Here is a 20144-nt window from a genome sequence, read left to right as displayed (position 1 = left end):
GGAAGTGAGCGAGTCGAGTCGAATTCCCGATCAAATTAAGGAGATCGGATAAAAAAGCTTTGGGATTAATATTCAGCTTTCTTGTTCTTCATCTAGCCTATAACTTCCATCTTTATCGATTGTTTCTTCGTAAATTTCTGGATTGATATCCGGGTTTTCGGCTTCCATTCTCAGATGTTCCTCTCTACCCATTTCTTGATTAACCTCCCTTCGTTCTGCTTGAATTTCCGCTTGATTTTCCTCGGGAATATGGGGTTCTGAAGTTAAATTATCATTGCGGTTTAACACCTCTTGATCTGCTGAAAATTCCGCCGCTTCTATCTGTTCATTCATCAGATCGATATCTTCGGTTTGGGATTCGGGTTCTAACTGATGAATTTGAATTTGTTCAATGCGGGGGCCTTCTGCTGAAATGACGGTAAATTCGAGATTTTGATAACGCAATGTTTCCCCCACCGTTGGGATTTTTTGCAGTTGATAAATCAGAAAACCGGCCAAAGTTTGATATTCTTCAGTGATGGGAAGATCCAAGTCAACCCGTTCGTTAACTTCCTCAATATCGAGTTGAGCTTGAACTAAAAAGGTTTGCTCATCAATATATTGTAGGGTAATTTCTTCGGTTTCTGTCGGTTCAGAACTATCTCCAATAATTTCAGCAATCAAATCATTAATGGTTACTAATCCCGCCGTTCCGCCAAATTCATCAACAATAATTACCATTTCTAAATGCGATCGCTGCATTAAGGGTAATAATTCACTCAGCAGCATTTGTTCGGAGACAAATCGAGCCGGACGAATCCAAGTTTCCAGGGAAGTTTCTGGTGAAAGCCGTCCTTCAGCCAGGGGTTTGGCTAAATCTCTAAAGTCAATAATTCCCAAAATATCATCTAAAGATTCTCGCATCACCGGATAACGAGAATGACCCGAAATTGTCATTTCATTCAGTAAGTCTTGAAAAGTAGCGGTCCTAGAAATCGCCACAATATTTGTGCGGGGAATCATTACTTCTTCGGCTAAAAAATCCCCAAATTCAAACACATTATTGAGGAGTTCTCGTTCTTCGGCTTCCAACCCCATCGACTCGCTAGACGTGGTAATAATCAGTTGTAATTCTTCCGGGGTGACTCGGGTGTAAGGTTGTCCGGTGTATTCAATTCCCCCCAGTTTTAACAGCCATCGGGTTGATTGATTTAACCCCCAAACAAACGGACTAAAAAAACGGGCGATCGCCAAACTGGGAGGCGCTAATAAACGGGAAAGTTGCTCGGGATACAGCAAAGCTAAAGACTTCGGACATAGCTCACCCAAGACGATTTGTAGATAGGCGATTAACATAAAAGTAAAAATCGGAATCGCCAAGGAATGAGCAATAAAATCTTGAAGAACCGGAGGAATGGGAAGGGATTGGATTAAGGCTCGAATGGCTACGGCTAAAGTTCCCTCTCCAATCCAACCCAAGGCTAAACTTGATAGAGTAATCCCAAACTGAGTGGTCGAAAGCAACAGATCGATGCGTCGCTGAAGCCGTTGCACCGCCCGAGCCGGGCCATCTCCTTCATCAACAAGCTGACTGATCCGCGATCGTCGGACGGAAACCATAGAGAACTCAGCAGTGACAAAAAAAGCGTTGATTGCAATCAGTAAAAGCACCGACAACAATCGCACGAGCAAATCCTGCGTAGTCAGTGTCATTGTAGAAAAGTCACCCACATGAGTTCTACCAAAATAAGTCGAAAAAACATTAAAACTGATTTATCTTACAATTGGAATTCCTGTCATTTGTAGCTTTAGTTTTTGATCCGGATAATCGGTTAAACTAATCGCTAATTCATTGGCATTATCTAACAATGCCGTCGGAATGCTTACCGTTCCCAGATAGGTTTGACTATCGGGAGGTAATTGTCCGGGTAAGTCATCAACACTCGCACTTAAAGCACGACCTTTATCATCGGTGACATTCAAGAAACTATAGAGAAATCTAATCGAAGTATCGCTTTCATTTTTAAGCTGAACTTTCAATAGCAGCGAACTTCCGGTTTGAGTCGCTGAAGTCACTTCTAGGGTTACTCCCTCATCCCGACTCACAATCGGAAAAGTCGATGTGGCCGCTTTTTCTTCGGGTTTTTCTTCGGGTTTTTCTTCGGCTTTTTGTTCGGGTTTTTGTTCGGCTTTTTGTTCACCTTGAGGGGTAGCCGGACTAGAAGCGGTGACTTCCTCGTCTTTCCCTTCCATCCGCTTCTTCACGTTGGCGAGAATATCACCTTCTTTGAGCATTTTCACGCCTTCAGTTTTGCGATCGCCGTCTTCAATTTTCCCGGTGAGGTTACTCGGACGCACGTCAGGTTGAGTAATCTCTTTTAAGGCTTCCCGACCCAGTTTATACCCCCAAGCGGAACTGAAAAACCCGGCTCCGAACATAAGCACGAGTAAAACAACGGTCATTACTACGGTTGAGTTCAATCCCATCTCCTGTTAATGTCAGCGTCAGTTATCGTGATTGATCATCTTCAATTTTCATATACTAGCAGTCTATAGCCTGAATAACCCATCGAACAGCAACGTTTATCGGGCGATCGCTCTTGTTCGCTCAGGACAGCCCAACTCTCGATCGCCACACCTTTTCGCGATCGCTTTTATCCAACATCTATATGTTAAACTAGAATATGAATGCAATTGTCGAATCAAATCGACTTTTGTGTTAATCTAGATGACCGGGCGCCCTTGGCCGATTGGGGAGGCAGCGAACTCATAATTCGCCTTCAGGCTGGTTCGATTCCAGCAGGGCGCATTTCCCCACCCGTTAAACCCCTCACAAACTCACTGCCATGCCTAACCCTGGCAAAACCTCCTCCCCCGACAACACCGCAGGCATTCCCACCACCTGTACGGGCGCCTCGCCATCCGCTCCTACCCCTTGGCGATAAATTTCTACCTGCTTATCCTTGGGATTAATCAGCCAACCCAACCGCAACCCACTCGCCAAATACTCCTGCATCTTATTCTGTAGCGACTTTAACCTATCGCTGCGAGAACGTAATTCTATCACAAAATCCGGGCAAATCGGCGGAAACCCCTCCCGTTCCTCCTGACTCAACGCCTGCCACCTGGACAACTCCACCCAAGCCACATCGGGAGAGCGCTCGCCGCCTCCGGGTAAACTAAAGACAGTCTGAGAGCTAAACACCACACCTAACTGAGTTTGTTCATTCCAAAACACAACCTTGGCAATCAAACTTGCCTCTTGGCTACCCCCCTCACCACCGATAGGTGTCATAATAATCAATTCTCCATTGGGTGAACGTTCAAGGTGTAAATCCGGATTGGCCTGACACAACTGAAAAAACTGCTCCCGTGTCAGAGTCGTAATTGGCTCTAAATTCAGTACCGTTGTCATGGCATTATCTCCTCATCTGGGCTAATATAACCAAGCTTACCAACTCGTTCAACTGCTGACTCAACTACTTTTCTTCTTTATAATCACGGGCTTTGCGCGTTGCGTGAAGTGAATGGCAGGCATTGAAATTAATTCTTTCAAGTGTAAATTAACTCTTTAAGGGAAAACTCTAGAATAACGGTTCATCCTCCAATAATTCAACCGTCGAACGGATTAAATTTTGTTGAGTTTGAGACAGCCGAGAAAGACTTTCAAATCCTTTTAAAATCGGTTCTATCTGAGATTTTGCATCCTCATAACCCTGTTGTTTTAACTCATAAATGCGTTCAGAATCAAAATTAAGTAAGCTTTTCAAATCGGAATAAATTAATTTTTGCGGGCGAATTTCAATAATCGTTTGCTCGGGAAAATCATGGCGGTTCCAAACCCGACCGCTTCCCAAGTGTATCACAATTACATGAGTACAACCCCGAGCCGCCAACGCACCCAACGGAACGTTATCAACCAAACCGCCATCAACGTAGTTTTTCCCGTTAACGCTGCGACAGGGAAAAGCCAGGGGAATAGCAACACTCGCCAACAATAAATTATAAACGGTTTCCTGATCTGGGCAATCTTGAATACACAACCATTCTGCACCCGTTCCCGTTTGAGCGCGAATAAAATCGATTAACCAATCATAACCCAAACCCGGTATTTTTAACGAAGGAAAAACCGTTACCCAGAGTTCAATTCCTCGCCGCAACTCAACGGGATTAATCGTTTCTCGCAGCAGATATTCTATCGGAGTTGGATCGTAAATTGCGGTTCTATCTTTCAAAATTCCGCTTTCAACTAAAAAATGTAACATCCACTCTCGAAAGGTGGGTATAAAAGTTTGGGCGGCGTAGCTGAGAAGATGATAAATTTGTTCGGTATTGGGTTTGAGAATTTCAACTTCTCCGAGATTTGTCCAGAGTTCATTTAGCCGTTGAACGGCGTTAGAAAACGGGCGATAAGAGGCTAAAACCGCCCCGTTAAGAGCGCCTACACTGGTTCCCGTGATAATTTTCGGTTGAAAGTTCAATTCCGCTAAATAACGGAGAGCGCCCGCTTGATAAGCGCCTTTAGCACCGCCTCCGGTTAAGACTAATCCCCATTGAGAACCGAGAAAATTTTCAATCATTTTCTTGAAAAAATAAAGTTTGTAGTAGCGCTTTAGCGCATTAGAAAAGGGCGGTCGCCCAACTACGAACCGAGGTTTTACCGAATTAAATTAACATAATCATTGGCAATTTCTTCGACAACAGCCGTTACAAATTCTCGCGCGTCGGTGGTTTGGGAAATCCGATCAATTTGTTGGCGACAAAGGGCGACCGCACATTTTCCAATTTGTTTCGGTTGGGCGTCTGGGGGTAAAATTGCGAGTTCTAAAGTTGTACCCAAAGTAAATAATAATGGTGTGGTTTGTAGCCGCGAAAACGGAAGCGATCGCACTTCTAATAACGCCGCAGTCAGTTCGCGATCGCCTGCGGATATTTCTTTACAGGTTTGATTGAGTAAGTTGGCGAGTCCAAAAAATTGTTTGGAAGGGGGTTGACTGTGGGCTAGTATTTTATTTACCACAAGGGGACGAAATCTTTTAGTGTCGCCCGTTACTTGTTCGTAAATTGCAACGGAACTGCTGAATATTTCCCGTGTTAACAGGGCTATTTGTATCGCCCAGGGTAAGTTTGTATAGGTTTGTTCCGCCATCCAAGCGGTTAGAATTCGATCCAAATCTTCCGATGCGGCGATTCTAATTTCTAGCTGATAAATTCGGTTTTCTAATTCATTGAGTCGCCGGTTAATTGCGTTGATGGAGTTTTCCAGATGTTCACTCAGAGATAATATTGCTTGTTTTTGACGGCGAATGGCTGACCGTGCTTCTAATAATGATTGTTGGGTAACTTTTAGGGCGACTTGGCTAATACTTAGAGAATCGGTTAGTTCTAATACCCAATTATACAACGCTTCTTGACCTGCGATCAGGTTGCCATCGAGTAACAGTTGACGTTGGCGATCGCTTCCGGTTAAGCTGTCAAAGAGTTGTCCGAAATATCCTCGACTTTTGCGATAACGAATTAAGTCTTTATTGATGTCTATTCCGTTAACTAAATCGACTAATGCTTTATCGCTAACTAGGGGGATTCGTTGTTGGAGTTGTTGAAGGCGATCGCTTAATTCTGTTTTGGGTTGTCGGTTCGTTGAGAACATTTTAACTCGGTAAATGGGATGAAGTTGGTTGGTTAGTTAGAGAGTTGGTTAGTTGGCTAGTTCGTTAGCCAGGTTGGTTAGGTTAGTTAGGTTGGTTAGTTGGTTAGCCAGTTAGCCAGTTAGTTAGTTAGCCAGTTAGCCAGTTAGTTAGCCAGGGATTGAAATCCCTGTCTAATAATTGAAGTCCTCTCAAGAGGACTGGGTTGTTCAATTTGATCATCTTAACCTTTAGTCAGTTTGAACTGACTTGATCTATTAGACAGGGAATTAATTCCCTGGCGGAGTGATTGACTATTTGTTAGGGGACATTAATTGCTCGTTTCTCGTTTTCAACTTGCTTTTGAAATTCTCCGTATTTTTGACCGAAATCTTTTGAACTCAAAACAGAATTAGCTCGACCCATTAATTGACTGATTTCTTTTAACAGGTCAATCACATCCTGTTGCAGATCTTGGACACTGGGTTGAAATTCGGTCCCATTCATAACGTTAAAATCCTCGAAGGTGAATAAAGGCTTCTCCAGAGAATATTCTCTAGGCATTGGCTCTGTTTGTAACGGAAAACTGTTCAACAGAACTTTGAAGGCTCGATCTTCAATATTAAGCGATTAAAACTTAGATATCAATGTGAGAATTACCGAACTTTATAAATGGTATAATTGCTAAAACATAGATGATGTTCGGTAAATTTACGGAGGCTATATTTCAAACGATGATCGGCTGTAATTTGCAGCAATTAGTTTGAATAAATAACCCTAAAAAAACTATATAAATTTCAGCCAATTAACATAACGAATCGGCGTTCGCCTACTCACTCTTCCCTCTACCTTGAGTCAGTTTTAACTGACTTGATCTATTAGACAGGGAATTAATGCCCTGACGGAGTGATTGACTATTTTTTAGATCAGATGAATTGCCCGTTACCAAACTGTGTTACTGTTAGGAGGATCGAAACAGGTTCTTCAACTATTTTTTCAGGACAGTATCACAATAAATGAGACAGTATTCTCCACTGACAATTGTTCTTTATATCATCGGTCCCGTGCTGATTATCTTTAGCCATATCGGATCGTTACTCCTTCTGATCACTGGCTTATCCTGGGGCGCTTTTTTATGGGTGATATTCCTATATCTAATCCGTATGTTGGCCACGACAGGTATTTATCATCGACTACTCACCCACAAAAGCTATCAGGCTCCTATTGGAGTTCTTTGGGTGGGAAGTATTATCGCAGCAGCAGCAGGACAAATGGGGCCAAGTTGGTGGAAAGCACACCACATGACTCATCATCAATATGTCGAGCAAGATCTCGATCCCCATTCCCCCTATACACCCATGCAGGGGATTAGAGGATTTTTTTGGTCTCAAGGCGGTTGGCTATTATCTTCCAAGTTTTTTCCAGCCAAGCTACCCATTGATGTTGAGAATGATCGGTTTTTAAAATTAATTGATCGTTTGCACTTTATCCCGGTAATAGCATTGGGGGCGATTTCCTATTTTATCGGGGGTTTGGAATACTTGGGTGCATTTTTTCTCAGTACAACTCTATTGTTTCATGGCGTACAAACGGTTAACTCCCTTGCCCATATTTTCGGTGAACAACCGTTTATTACAAACGATTTGAGTCGAAATAATGGGTTTGTTGCATTTCTAACACTGGGAGAAGGTTGGCATAATCTCCATCATGCCTTTCAATCCTCTAGTCGGCATGGCATTACTATTCGTTCTGGACAGGTTGTTTATCTTGTTGATCCCACCTTTAGCTTTATTAAAATGCTTGAGTTCCTGAAGTTAGCATCAAAGCTGAGACTACCTGCTGAAAGCCAGTTGCTGGCGCGTTCCCAGCATCGAAGCTTTGAGTCTTTACCGTTGCCGACCCCAGTAAAAACATCGGTAGATTCTTAGATGTGGTCGTTTAGCTGAGGAGATTGGAACTTTAACCCGTTTACCCGTGACAGGGCCGTTTCCTTGCCCGAAAATTTGATAGGACCGAAGGTGGTGATGGGTAACGGATGGGTTGAGTGTGGGTTTTTTGGGTTAATGATGTTTGGAAACGGATGGGTTATCGGTGGGGAGATGGATAATTCATAATTCATAATTCAACACTTCTGACGACTGACCAAATCGACTTTTTTACTCCCCACCTCCCCCGTAACCCCCGTAACCCCACCTCCCCATCTCCCCATCTCCCCAGGTGACAGTGACCAGTGACCAGTTTGACAGCGTTAACCGAAGCGCGCCCAACCGTCAACCCATCCGTTTACCATCTCCCCATCGCTCTCGTGAAGTGAATCAAATCGCAGCAAGGGGCGAAAATTAGCAGAGTTTCTAAAAACTTTGTCAAGATATTGCAACAAAGCTTAAAGTTCTGTTACATTGATTTTGGGTCGGGTAAGATTTCACGGGGTTGAGTCCAACAACGGAAATCACTCGATTCAAAATTATTATTCAAGCGGGTCTATAGCTAAAAGAATAGCTGAAAAAAAATGAATTATACAGAACTAATGGATAGATATCAGCTTTTAAAGGAATATAAAAAAGGACAAAGAAAATTTGTTGGGATTAACTTAAACGCTCTAAACTTGAGCGAGATTAATCTGAGCGATGCCAATCTCTGGCGTTCTCAGTTAGTCGAAACCGATTTAAGTCTATCAGTTCTGCGTCGGATCGACTTAACTCAAAGCAATTTAACGGGTTCAACCCTGTGGCGAGCGGACTTAACCGCAGGGAAACTCGAAGAAGTCGGCTTGATGAGTGCGATTTTAATTCGAGCGAATCTGCAAGACGTTAACTTAAAATTGGCCAATATTTCTTACGGAGACTTGCGACTGAGTAACTTGGGCAATGCTAACTTAGAGCAAGCCAACCTGACCGGCGCCGATTTACGGTATGCTGATTTGCAAGGCGCGAATTTGGAGGGGGCGAACTTGTATGGTGCGAACTTAATCGGGGCGAACCTGCGAGATGCCAATCTAGAAGGGGCGACGATCGCTCAAGCCGTACTGGATCGAGCGGCAATTTCGACGATGATCAACAACAATCTGACGGACTGTCAGACCCATCAATCTAGAATATTTGCTCAAGCCATCGGTTAGAATGATGAGGCGTAGTAAAATCGGACTTCATGCAACAGTAGGATTATTAATATCAAACAGCATAGGTAGTCCGCAAGACCCCGCTACGGGTTAGGGGGTGAAAAACGAATTGCCGATCTAACCGAGTGCGTGTCTAAATGGATTGGCGAACAGGCTGGCTCTCGGGCATACTTCTAATAATTGGCTTGAGACTCCTATGAGCAACCCTAACTCTTTACTGCACGATTTACTGCAAAATTCTACGCGAACCGACCTGGGAACGCAGGTCTATTTTAAATCCTCTCTGACGGCTCTATCCCACGCGATCGAAGATTTAGTGTTGTCTAGAGGAGATCAGCCTCTAGTGATCGCCAATTTTCAACAAGAGCGTTTTTATCGGCAAGAAATTCGTCGCTATCGTGAAATAGCTCAACACAGCGATCAGGTTTATGTTTTGGCGGTACCGGAAGTAGAATCTAATTTGAGCGTTCACAGCGAACCCTATGAAATTATTCCCCTAGAACGTGATGACGAACTCGCCCAAGAATGGCATTTAGTAATTGTCGCCTCAGAATACAGCGCTTGTTTGGTGTGTCGAGAGCAATCGCAAGAAGGAGATTTAGTCGATCAAGCCCGACGATTTCAGGGATTTTGGACGTTTGATACCGAAGTGAGTCGCTTGGCGGCCTGGTGGCTATTAGAATATATTGTTACAGATTCTCCGCAACTCAAAACCAAAGTAGAACAAGCTTATGAAAAATACCAACTCGGTAGTCAAACATCCCAATTCGTTTCGGTACGATCCCAACAAGCGATCGATGCGGAAATCTTCGCCAATCGCTTAGTCACTTACTTACAAACCAATCAATATAAACTCCTCAAAGCTTATCGGGCGATCGCAGACAAAGAACGTCGGGAACGATTAATTAATGTAATTGCCACTGCGATTCGCAGTTCCCTAAACTCCGATGAGATTTTCAGTATCGCAGTCGAGGAGATAGGCGAAACCTTTGAAAATTGTCGATGTTTGCTGTACCGTCTCAGTTCGCGGGTGCGAGAAGCAGAAATTGAATACGAGTTTCTCCCGGAGGGAATGGAGTCCTTAAAAGGACAATTTTGGTCTTTAATTGATAATCCCTTATTTGTGGCGGTTCAGGCTCAAGATCGGGCGTTAGCAGTCGATGATGTCTCGAAAAATTCCTACCTGTTGGAAAATCCACTGTTGAGGACAAAAATTGAACAGGCCAACATTCGGGCTTGGTTGCTGGTTCCCATTCGCTACCGGGGGACGTTGTTGGGGATGATCGAGTTGCATTATGGCGGGTTGCAACCCCATCATTGGCGGGTTCAAGATATTGCCTTACTCGAAGCGATCGCGACTCAAATCGGCGTGGCGCTGACGCAAGCGATCGCCTATAGTAATTTAATCTCACTCAACGAACAACTCGAAGCCATTGAACGGATTCAAAATAACTTAATCGCCATTGTCGGTCACGAACTGCGAACCCCTTTGTCTACCATTCAAGTCTGTCTGGAAAGTCTGGCGAGCGAACCGGATATGCAGATGGAATTTCGCCAAACGATGTTAGATATGGCGTTAAACGATTCCGAACGCCTGCGACGCCTAATTCAAGATATCCTCACCCTGTCCAAGTTGGAAAGCGGTCAAACTCCCAAGCGTCCCGAACCGATGCAACTGCAAGAAGCGGTCGAGTTGGCGCTGGCGGGTTTAACAACGATTTGGGGAAGGGAAAACTTACCGACCATTCAAATGGAATTATCCCCGAAATTGCCCTGTGTGCGGGCCGATGGTGAGGGATTGGTGGAAGTTTTAACCAAATTGTTGGATAATGCTTGCAAGTTTACCGGAACGGGCGGACAGGTGACGATCGCAGCGAAAATGGTGGCGTTGGACGTGAACCGATCGCCTCGCCGCCATTCGATGCCGATGTTAGAAGTGGTGATTGCCGATACCGGACGGGGGATTGAACCGAATCAGCTTGAAACGATTTTCGATCGCTTTTATCAAGAGGAAGATTCGCTCAAACGTTCTGTTGGGGGAACCGGCTTGGGTTTGGCGATTTGTCGTCAGATCGTGCAGAAAATGGGCGGACAGATTTGGGCGGAGTCGGCCGGACGCGATCGCGGCAGTGAGTTTCATTTTACCCTCCCGATTGAGTTATCAACCGGGGAAAGGTCGGGTTGGGAAAGTTCACGATTTGATTTGCTTGATCAGTAGTTGGGCGATCGCTTGCAGTTGCTTTTTATTAAAGGTTTTCAGCAAGACTTTCACCACTTCTTTGGGATCGGCGGGAATGGTAATTTCTTGGGCCGCCGCAGGTTGAGCCGCTCCCGACGCGAGTTGCTGTAAAGCTGGACTGGGGGCGATTTCGTTGGCTTTTCCGGCTTCGAGGAACTCAGACCCCTGTTTTAATTCCTTAATGACGGTGTTGGCGAGATCTTTGTAGGAATTGTTGGGGTTGGCGATCGCACCGTAGGCGGTTTTAACCAGGGTTTGCCAAGAGTCTACACCGACGCCGACTTTGGTTAAACGTCCGCACAAAGCCGCAATTTGTTTGCGAGATGCGGCCGACTCCGGCTGTTTTAAGCCTTGTAACATGGGTTTGAGAACGGTCATCACCTGAGCGGCGGCTTTGGGGACGGGTTTGGCCGTTGCTGCTGTCGGTTGGGCCGGTGCCGCTTTCCTACTGGCGAGGGTTTGCAGGTGGGTTTGCAGTTTCTCAAACAGGGGGGCCGAAGCCGTGACAATTTTTTCGCCCATTTGCGGGGATAAACCGCCCGGACTTTGAGCGCGACTGATCAGGTTTTTTAAGACTTCATAGGCTTTATTCGCCAGGGTTTGGGCGGTTGCGTCTACTTGAAAGGGGGTGTCTTTAATGGGTTTAAAGCAGTCTTCGAGACTTTTGGCGACTTTGTTAATGCTGCTGAGACTGGGATTTTGATTCATCAGCATCGCCGCACCTCCCTTGATGGTGTGAGCAGCACGGTAGATGGCGATGGCTTCTTCGCGATCGGGGTTGGCCATGACAGCAGGCAAACGTTTTAAGCCTTGCTCCATGATTTCAAGGTGTTCTCCGGCTTCTTCCATGAAGTAGCCGACAATTTTTTGGTACTGCTGTTGATCTGGCGGCACGGCTATCCTCCTAATCTGTTCAAATGCCAAGCCTTGCGTTAGTGTTTGAGTGAGGTTGCTCCGCTTCCCAAAAGGGCATCTGGGCTTTTGTTAAAACCGCCACGACAAGGCAACGCACTGATCATTCAAAACAACTTTAACGCATCCATTGTAGGTTGCCCAGATCTAATTTTATTCTTTTCACGGAAGAAAGAACAGGTCTCGGGTGTCGGGTGTCGGGTGTCGCTTTGGTAGGGGTGGGTTCGGTCTAGATTGATCATTTCCCGCAGACAACTGATACCAAATCCGGTTGAATACCCATCATAAAAGTGTGGGGAGATCAGGAGATTTTTACTAACGGATGACCGTGACTTCATTTAGGGTTTCAATCCAAACCCTCGCACCACAAGGGAGAGGTTTATCGGGACGATAGACAACACGACATCCTCCCGGTATTTCGACAATATGCCCATAAGTATTGGTCTGACCTTTTTTAACGGTAATCACGGGAAGTTGTTCCTGATGTTTTTGATTTTGCCGAATTCTGTGAGAATTAACGTGAACAATCCTTTTTGCAGGCGTTCTTGGATTGCGCCAACGGGGAGCCGGACCTCTTGTCCCTCGCTCAATTATGGGTTTGCCCTTAAACAGGGGAATGAGCCACATCTTCCCGGTCTTATAGGCACCTTCGACTCGGCCGGCGCTCAGGAGGACTCGCAGTCGAGCGGTGGAGATTTTTAAAATACGGGCTGCTTCTGTAGTACCGACTACCATAGAACTATAAGGGGAACGCAATAGTTTTTAAAGGTCTATAACTAAAGGATAAATGATCTGCGGATGAATGGTCAATGATCTGGCTATTGGGTGGCGCGGAGTAGCGCGGTTCGACCGAAACCTGTTCACGGTCGGTGGTACTGCGAAGGTGTCTGTTATTCGTTGATTACACAACCGGATTTGTATGATATAAACCCGCCCCCTCTGTCAGTCTACTTTCTAGGAAGGGCGGGTTTATGTAGCTTATTTTGTGGATAACATAAATAATTGCTGAACCCGCCCCTACAACCGGGGTTCGGAGGTGACTGGGAAGGGCGGGTTTATGTAAGTTATTTCTGGGTAAGATAGATTTACGCAGAACCCGCCCCGACAACGCTATTTCTTATTTACTGAGTTGATTGAAGGTTAAGGGGACTTTTAATCCTAAAGTTAATACTCGGGTTCCCATAAATAAGGATAACGCCAACCATAATAAATGGGAACTGTGAAACTGCCAAGCGTTAATTGCCATCGCTAAACACCCCACAACAGCAGCAATTATTGCACAATCTCGCAATATTCGCCCTTCGGTTAATCCCAAGAAATAACCGTCGAGCATAAAGGCAATCGAACCCAATCCTAACACGGGTAATAGCCAAAAAACATAACGGTCGATTCCGGCAATGACATCGGTATGATTGGTTAACAAGCTGAATATCAATCCGGGGATTAATACAAAAATTATCGCGAGTCCGAGTCCAATACTTAAACTTACCCCTCCTGATAATTTCACCAAATTAATTAATTGTTGTTTTGAACCTTCGCCTTTATAATTTCCCGCCAAACTTTCGGTAGCAAAGGCAAGACCATCGAGGAAGTAAACTGAGAGTGTTACCGCCTGCATTAATAAGGTATTGGTGGTCAGAACCATTGTACCAAACGCCGAACTTAAATTGGTAAATAAGGCAAAGGTTGAAATTAGGGCAAAAGTTCGGATTAAAATATTTGTATTCAGCAGAAAAGAGGCTTTTAAAGCATCTCGATCTAGAATTTTTCCGGCTAGGGTTTTCATTTGAGGAAAAGGTTTTTCCCAGGCGATGAATAATAAACCGATCAGTAGCATCAGGTATTGACTCAAGGCCGTTGCCGCACCCGCCCCCGCACTTTCCCAACCCCATTGTCGAATGAAAAAATAGTCTAAAATTACGTTACTTCCGTTGCTAACTGCCGAAAGCCAAAAGACTTTTCCGCCCTGTTCCCGCCCTAAAAACCAACCCATAAATACAAAGTTTAAAAGGGTGGCGGGCGCACTCCAAATCAAACTATTGTAGTAGGCTTGTCCGGCAATTTTGACTTCCGGTGTGGCGCTGAGGAGGGTAAAACCGAGTTCGCGCAGGGGATATTGCAACAGAAGAATTGCGACTCCAACGGTTAGGGCAATTAAAGCATTTCGGAGTAGGATTAATAGGGCGCTATCATAATCTTTTGCCCCCAAAGCTTGGGCGGTGGTTCCGGTTGTTCCCATGCGTAAAAAGCCAAACGTCCAATAGATATATTTGAACAATACAGTCGATAAAGCAACTCCGGCTAAATGATGAATTTCGCTTAAATGCCCCAAAAAAGCAATATCGACTAAGCTTGCTAGGGGGACCATTAAATTAGAGAGAATATTGACGGTGGCTAGGTGGAGGAAACGATAGTGTAGCCGTTCGGATTGGGGTTTAAACATTGAAAAGAATTAATTCGCAATGAAAGAATAATTAAAATCTCTTAATATTTAGATCAGTATAGCTTAACAATCGGTCTGCGATCAAGGGGGAGGGGTATTTTTCCTGTGGTCATTTGATTTTTAGATGATGAATTCAAATCCCAAATGGAAGCCTTCAGAACTATAATTTTAAAGGAAAGGATTACCCCTAAGTTCGCACCAAACACAGGAGGATATTATGCCATTGGGAATGTTAGTGGATGGAAAATGGACAACGGAATGGACGGAACAAGATAATCAGGGTAAATTTAACCGAATGCCAACCCAGTTTCGCAACTGGATTAAAAAAGATAATTCGAGTGCATTTACCGTTGAACCCAATCGTTATCATCTGTATGTGAGTTTGGCTTGTCCTTGGGCGCATCGAACGTTAATTATGCGGAATTTAAAAGGATTACAAGATGTAATTTCTGTTTCAATTGTTGACCCGGAAATGGGAGACGAGGGCTGGAAATTTTCCGAAGAACCGGGGTGTATTCCTGATATTGTGAATAGCTGTAATTATTTGCGAGAATTGTATTTAAAAGCCAATCCGCAATATACGGGACGGGTAACGGTTCCGGTACTCTGGGATAAGCCAAATCAGTACATGGTTAATAATGAATCTCGGGAAATAATTCGGATGTTGGATATCGAATTTCAAGCCTATTCAAAATCGGGTTTAAATTTGTATCCTGAGGAACTCCGAGAGGAAATTGATCGAACCATTGATGCGATTTATCAGCCGATTAATAACGGGGTTTATCGTTCGGGTTTTGCTTCGACTCAAACCGCCTACGAAGAAGCTGTTACCCAATTATTTGAACATCTAGATCGCTGGGAACAGGTGTTAGAAAATCAACGGTTTTTGTGCGGGAATCAACTCACGGAAGCCGATGTGTGTATGTTTACCACGCTGTTTCGGTTTGATGCGGTTTATTACGGTCATTTTAAATGTAATTTGCGGCGAATTGTCGATTATCCGAATTTGTGGAATTACGTCAAAGATTTTTATCAAACCCCAGGAGTTAAAGAAACCTGCAATTTAGATCATATCAAGCGTCACTACTACAAAAGTCACACTCAAATTAATCCAACCCGAGTCGTTCCGAAAGGGCCGATTATTAACTTTGATGAACCTCACGATCGCGAAAAGTTTAGTCAGTAAACGCCCGGTGAGGGGTTAGATTTCTATCCAAAGAGAGGGGAAAACCTCCCCTTTCTGTGTTAAAAAATGATCGGTTATCCTGAAAATCAGTCCTGTATTCAAGAATTACTCTGGTGTTTGTCATCATTTGAATTCTGAAGCGAGACAGGATATAGTATAATGACATTGAATTTAGAGTCGCTCGAAAGCGAGCAAACTTAAAGAACCGAATAAAATCTTAATTGATAACTCTCATGGTGTCGGGTTAGCGCTGATGCGTTTCGACAATAATTATAATGTTTAAAAGTCAAAAATTCAAAGATAGGTTAAACATTTTTCAGCGGAGAAGATTCATTTTCTCCTGGGTTTCTTTCGTGTGGAGTCGGCGAGTGTTTTCTGTAGTTGGGTTGGCGATCGCAACGCTGTTTACAATTGGGTTATTGGGCAATTTTCCCACTTTTTCTCAAGAATCAGTTACCGTTAGGTTTTTAGTGCAAGCGGGAGAAGCAACCCAACTCGAATCTTTTGCCGAAGATTTTAACGAAAAAAACCCGAATATTACCCTAGAAATTGTCAAAGGTCCGAATAATACAAACCTGGTTGAAGATTTGTATACTTCGGCTTTTTTATTGGGAGATTCGCCCTACGATATTGTTTATATGGATATCGTTTGGGTGCAGAAATTTGCGGCTGCGGGTTGGTTAACCGATTTATCTGAATGGGTAGATAATGATTTACTAACCCCCTATTTAGAAGGCGTAAAAGAGGGAGGACGCTATCAAGGACAATTGTATAGAATGCCTCTGAGGGCTGATGGCGGGATGCTCTATTATCGCAAGGATTTGTTAAAAAAAGTCGGCGCAAAACCCCCAGAAACCTTTGAAGAATTGATGGAGATTTCTAAACAAATTCAAGACAAAGATTTAGCCCGATGGGGATTTATTTGGCAGGGAAAACAATATGAAGGATTGTCCGCCATATTTACCGAAGTTTTAAAAGGATTTGGGGGATTTTGGGTCGATCCAGAAACCAATGAAGTTGGACTTGATCGCCCGGAAGCGATCGCCGCAGTTGAATTTTTACGTCAAACAATAGAAGAAGGGATTTCACCCAAAGATGTAACCACCTATTCCGAAGAAGAAACCCGGCTGTTATTTCAAAGTGGAAATACCGCTTTTTTACGGAATTGGCCTTACGTTGTTCCCCTGGCAAATCAATCGGAAATTGCCAATCAATTCGGGATAAAACCGATGGTTCATTTACCCAGTTTAAAGGGTGCCGCTTGTTTGGGCGGTTGGGGATTTGGAATTTCCAGAAGTTCCAACCACAAAGAGGAAGCCTGGAAAGTTATCGAATATTTTAATACTGTTGATGTGCAGCGAGAATACTTTCTGAAAACGGGTTTTGTTCCCGCACGGCGATCGCTATTTTTAGATCCGGCGTTGGTGTCAAAATATCCCCATTACCCCGAACTTTTAGAAGTGATTAATAACTCGGTTTTGCGCCCGCCCATTGCCCAATACGCCCAAACTTCAGACATTTTACAACGTTATCTCAGCGCCGCACTAACCGGTTCTCAAACGCCCGAAGCGGCTATGCAGGCTGCGGCTTCAGAAACCCGGGCTTTATTGGGAAGACAACAGCGAGTTATCAGTTTAGAACAATAGTTTTCAGTCTCAATTAATCGGTTGAAATTTTACCACTTATTTACAGCTTAGATGAATGAAACAAAAAGACATTGAACGACAAGAAAAACGCACGGGTTGGCTGTTAATTTTACCCGCCCTATTGGTAATAGGCTTGGTGTTTATTTATCCCATTGCCCGGGCTTTTTGGTTGAGTTTATTCACCGAAAATTTGGGAACGCAGTTAAAACCCATTTTCTCGGGATTGTACAACTATTCTCGACTGTTGGGAGACGGGCGCTTTTGGCAAAGTTTGTGGAATACAACCGTTTTCACCGTCATTTCAATTACCATAGAATTAATTCTCGGGATGGGAATTGCTTTGGTTCTCAATCAAAGCTTTCGCGGACGGGGATTTGTAAGAACTTCGGCGTTAATTCCTTGGGCGTTACCAACGGCTGTTATGGGGTTAGCTTGGGCGTGGATTTTTAACGGTCAATACGGTGTCGTCAACGACCTTTTACTACGGTTGGGATTGATGGAAACCAGCATCACTTGGTTGGGCGATCCAACAAGGGCGATGTTTGCTTTAATTGTTGCAGAAGTTTGGAAAACAACGCCTTTTATTTCTATCCTTTTGTTGGCGGGTTTGCAATCGATTTCTGGGGATTTATACGAAGCTCATTCTATTGATGGGGCGAACCCGTTTCAGAGTTTTCGTCAGATCACTTTACCGCTATTAATGCCCCAAATTATCATCGCTTTGCTGTTTAGATTTGCCCAGGCTTTTGGGGTGTTTGACCTGATTCAAGTGATGACCGGAGGGGGGCCGGCCGGTGCCACAGAAACCGTTTCTATTTATATCTACGCAACCGTTAGACGATACTTGGATTTTGGCTACGGGGCGGCGTTGGTTGTGGTAACATTTTTACTGTTAGTTACTGCCGTCGTTATTGCAGCATTTTTGTTATCAAAAAGCCGCGTTAATCTTACCGGAGGACAATAAAATATGGCTATTTCCAAACTTGACACGACTCAAAAACAAACCCATAGAAGTTTCAAACCGGTTTTTCTATTTCTCGGAGTCCTTTTCACCGTTATCTTTTGTTTGGCGCCAATTTTATGGCAAATTCTGACTTCATTTAAAACCAACGAAGCCATTGCTTCAATTCCGACGATTTATTTTCCCAGTTTCAATCAACTAACCCTCGAACATTATATCAGTTTAGGCTTACCTTTTCTTCAGTACGTTCTCAATAGCGCCTTTGTTTCTTTTACCTCAACACTTTTTTGTTTAGCCATCGGTGCGCCTGCGGCTTATACCTTAGCACGGTTGAGAATACCGGGGGAAAATATTATTCTGGGTTTTGTTTTAATTGTCACGTTATTTCCCTACGTCCTCTTATTTTTGGGACTGTTAGAAGTGGTCAAATTTTTCGGACTGGGAAACAACTACCTGGCTTTAATTATTCCCTACACGGCGATCAACTTACCGCTAACGATTTTAGTTTTGCGGAGTTTCTTCCAACAACTCCCCAAAGATTTAGAAGACTCGGCAAAAGTAGACGGTTACAACACCGTATCGATGTTATTAAATATCGTCCTCCCGATGACGACTCCCGCTTTAATTACCACCGGAATTTTAACCTTTATTTTCGCCTGGAATGAGTTTATTTTTGCCCTAACGTTTATCACCCGAGAAAATTTATATACCATTCCGGTTGCAGTCGCTCAACTCGGAGGCGCTTCTGTTTATGAAATTCCTTACGGCCCAATTGCTGCGGCAACAATTGCCGGAACATTGCCGTTAATTATCCTCGTTTTAATCTTTCAAAGACGCATTGTGCAGGGAATTACCGCAGGTGCAGTTAAAGGTTAAATTGTTCTATTTGTAACTCAATTTTTCACTCATTTAAACTCACATTTTATTATGGCTAAACTCGAACTTAAAAACCTCCGCAAACAATTCGCCCCCTCGGTTGTTCCGGTCAAAGATATCACTATAGAAGTAGAAGATGGGGAATTTCTGACCTTACTCGGCCCTTCTGGGTGCGGAAAATCAACATTATTAAGATTGATCGCCGGACTCGAACAACCCACCCAAGGAAAAGTAACTATTGGCGGCAAAAATGTGACTTCCGTTCCCCCCGGAAAACGCAATATTTCGATGGTTTTTCAAAGCTATGCGCTGTATCCTCACATGACGGTTTTTGAAAATATTTCAGCCGCTTTAAAACTGCGAAAAATACCTAAAAATGAGATAGAAAAACGGGTCAATGATGTTACCCAAAAATTGGGTTTAGAACATCTATTAACCCGCAAACCCGGTCAACTTTCCGGGGGTCAACGTCAACGGGTGGCGCTGGCTCGTTCTTTGGTCAGAGATCCCGATATTTTCTTATTAGATGAACCCCTCAGTAATTTAGATGCGCTGTTGCGAGAACAGGTTAGGGCGGATTTAAAACAGTTATTTGAAACGCAAAATAAACCCGTTGTTTACGTCACCCACGACCAAATTGAGGCGATGACGTTATCGGATAAAATAGCGGTTTTGTGCGATGGTTATTTACAACAATTGGCGTCGCCTCACGAAATTTATACCGCTCCGGCTAATAAGTTTGTGGCGGGTTTTGTGGGGAGTCCGCAAATGAATTTACTGACGTTAAACTGTCAGGAAAATAAGGCTATTTTGGGAGACTATAAAATTATTTTCCCTCAGTTAAAAACTAAAGCCAATCAAGTCATTTTGGGAATTCGTCCCGAAGATATTAGTTTGGGAGACATTGAAAGCGGTCAAACCATCGCGGGTCATCTGTTTTTGGTGGAAGATTTTGGGAAGGAAAAATTGCTGAGTGTTCGGGTAAATGGTTCCGATCAAACCTTACGGGTGATGGTGCCTGCCGATCGCACTTGGGAAGGAGAAATTATCACTATTTCTCTGATTAAAAAACAACTGCATTGGTTTGATGTAGAAACGGGCGATCGCTTGAATTAATTGATTTTTATTAAATCCAAACATGAACGTAGGGGCGGGTT

Annotated in this window: 17 protein-coding genes and 1 tRNA gene; 9 read left to right on the top strand and 9 right to left on the bottom strand. The window is 43.9% G+C overall.

Translation table 11 applies throughout. The features are described from left to right. Positions 1-72: 72 nt before the first annotated feature. Positions 73-1599 (bottom strand): hemolysin family protein, encoded by a 1527-nt coding sequence (locus ACL6C3_RS23165; protein ID WP_413161499.1) that lies wholly within the window; start codon positions 1597-1599, stop codon positions 73-75. Positions 1600-1752: 153 nt separating this feature from the next. Next, the gene (locus tag ACL6C3_RS23160; RefSeq protein ID WP_413161498.1) at positions 1753-2466 is read right to left on the bottom strand and encodes a hypothetical protein; all 714 of its coding nucleotides are present in this window, start codon (positions 2464-2466) and stop codon (positions 1753-1755) included. A 249-nt stretch (positions 2467-2715) separates the two neighbouring features. Between ACL6C3_RS23160 and ACL6C3_RS23155 the strand changes: the two genes are divergently transcribed. Further along, a tRNA-Ile gene (locus ACL6C3_RS23155) sits at positions 2716-2788 on the top strand. Positions 2789-2809: 21 nt separating this feature from the next. Here the strand turns inward: ACL6C3_RS23155 and ACL6C3_RS23150 are convergent. The 4 genes from ACL6C3_RS23150 to ACL6C3_RS23135 form a co-directional block, all read right to left on the bottom strand. Further along, on the bottom strand, positions 2810-3394 hold the full coding sequence (locus tag ACL6C3_RS23150) for a Uma2 family endonuclease (RefSeq protein WP_413161496.1): 585 nt from the start codon (positions 3392-3394) through the stop codon (positions 2810-2812). A gap of 169 nt (positions 3395-3563) precedes the next feature. Beyond that, on the bottom strand, positions 3564-4559 hold the full coding sequence (locus ACL6C3_RS23145; RefSeq protein WP_413161495.1) for a patatin-like phospholipase family protein: 996 nt from the start codon (positions 4557-4559) through the stop codon (positions 3564-3566). A gap of 77 nt (positions 4560-4636) precedes the next feature. After that, the gene (locus ACL6C3_RS23140) at positions 4637-5629 is read right to left on the bottom strand and encodes a diguanylate cyclase regulator RdcB family protein (protein ID WP_413161493.1); all 993 of its coding nucleotides are present in this window, start codon (positions 5627-5629) and stop codon (positions 4637-4639) included. A 298-nt stretch (positions 5630-5927) separates the two neighbouring features. Next, entirely contained in the window at positions 5928-6113 is a 186-nt protein-coding gene (locus ACL6C3_RS23135; protein WP_413161491.1) for a hypothetical protein, read from the bottom strand. Between the two features lie 656 nt (positions 6114-6769). Here ACL6C3_RS23135 and ACL6C3_RS23130 point away from each other — a divergent pair. From ACL6C3_RS23130 to ACL6C3_RS23120, 3 genes are all read left to right on the top strand, one after another. Then, positions 6770-7534, top strand: a complete 765-nt coding sequence (locus tag ACL6C3_RS23130; RefSeq protein WP_413161490.1) for an acyl-CoA desaturase — start codon at positions 6770-6772, stop codon at positions 7532-7534. Positions 7535-8115: 581 nt separating this feature from the next. Beyond that, positions 8116-8724, top strand: a complete 609-nt coding sequence (locus tag ACL6C3_RS23125) for a pentapeptide repeat-containing protein (protein ID WP_413161489.1) — start codon at positions 8116-8118, stop codon at positions 8722-8724. 196 nt (positions 8725-8920) lie between these two features. Beyond that, complete coding sequence (locus tag ACL6C3_RS23120) at positions 8921-10942, top strand: DICT sensory domain-containing protein (RefSeq protein ID WP_413161488.1); 2022 nt, start codon at positions 8921-8923, stop codon at positions 10940-10942. On the opposite strand, the gene ACL6C3_RS23115 is transcribed toward ACL6C3_RS23120, so the two are convergent. The 3 genes from ACL6C3_RS23115 to gntT all read right to left on the bottom strand — a co-directional run bounded on the left by ACL6C3_RS23115 (position 10916) and on the right by gntT (position 14318). Further along, positions 10916-11857, bottom strand: a complete 942-nt coding sequence (locus ACL6C3_RS23115) for an Hpt domain-containing protein (protein ID WP_413161487.1) — start codon at positions 11855-11857, stop codon at positions 10916-10918. The genes ACL6C3_RS23120 and ACL6C3_RS23115 overlap by 27 nt on opposite strands. 333 nt (positions 11858-12190) lie before the next feature. Beyond that, positions 12191-12610, bottom strand: a complete 420-nt coding sequence (locus tag ACL6C3_RS23110; RefSeq protein WP_413161486.1) for a DNA-binding protein — start codon at positions 12608-12610, stop codon at positions 12191-12193. A gap of 382 nt (positions 12611-12992) precedes the next feature. Then, positions 12993-14318 (bottom strand): guanitoxin biosynthesis MATE family efflux transporter GntT, encoded by a 1326-nt coding sequence (gene gntT, locus ACL6C3_RS23105; RefSeq protein WP_413161484.1) that lies wholly within the window; start codon positions 14316-14318, stop codon positions 12993-12995. A gap of 217 nt (positions 14319-14535) precedes the next feature. On the opposite strand from gntT, the gene ACL6C3_RS23100 reads away from it, so the two are divergent. The 5 genes from ACL6C3_RS23100 to ACL6C3_RS23080 all read left to right on the top strand — a co-directional run bounded on the left by ACL6C3_RS23100 (position 14536) and on the right by ACL6C3_RS23080 (position 20103). Next, positions 14536-15504 (top strand): glutathione S-transferase family protein, encoded by a 969-nt coding sequence (locus ACL6C3_RS23100; protein ID WP_413161483.1) that lies wholly within the window; start codon positions 14536-14538, stop codon positions 15502-15504. 275 nt (positions 15505-15779) lie between these two features. After that, positions 15780-17150, top strand: coding sequence for an ABC transporter substrate-binding protein (locus ACL6C3_RS23095; RefSeq protein WP_413161482.1), 1371 nt, complete (start codon positions 15780-15782; stop codon positions 17148-17150). Positions 17151-17205: 55 nt separating this feature from the next. Then, positions 17206-18114, top strand: coding sequence for a carbohydrate ABC transporter permease (locus tag ACL6C3_RS23090; protein WP_413161481.1), 909 nt, complete (start codon positions 17206-17208; stop codon positions 18112-18114). Between the two features lie 3 nt (positions 18115-18117). Beyond that, a complete protein-coding gene (locus ACL6C3_RS23085) occupies positions 18118-18987 on the top strand; it encodes a carbohydrate ABC transporter permease (protein WP_413161479.1) in 870 nt (289 codons plus the stop codon). A 51-nt stretch (positions 18988-19038) separates the two neighbouring features. Further along, the gene (locus ACL6C3_RS23080; protein WP_413161477.1) at positions 19039-20103 is read left to right on the top strand and encodes an ABC transporter ATP-binding protein; all 1065 of its coding nucleotides are present in this window, start codon (positions 19039-19041) and stop codon (positions 20101-20103) included. The last annotated feature ends 41 nt before the right edge of the window (positions 20104-20144 follow it).

This window comes from Capilliphycus salinus ALCB114379, assembly GCF_047276495.1.
Lineage (GTDB): Bacteria > Cyanobacteriota > Cyanobacteriia > Cyanobacteriales > Microcoleaceae > Capilliphycus > Capilliphycus salinus.
Note: the sequence above shows the minus strand (reverse complement) of the source record. Positions and strands in the feature narration are given on the sequence as shown.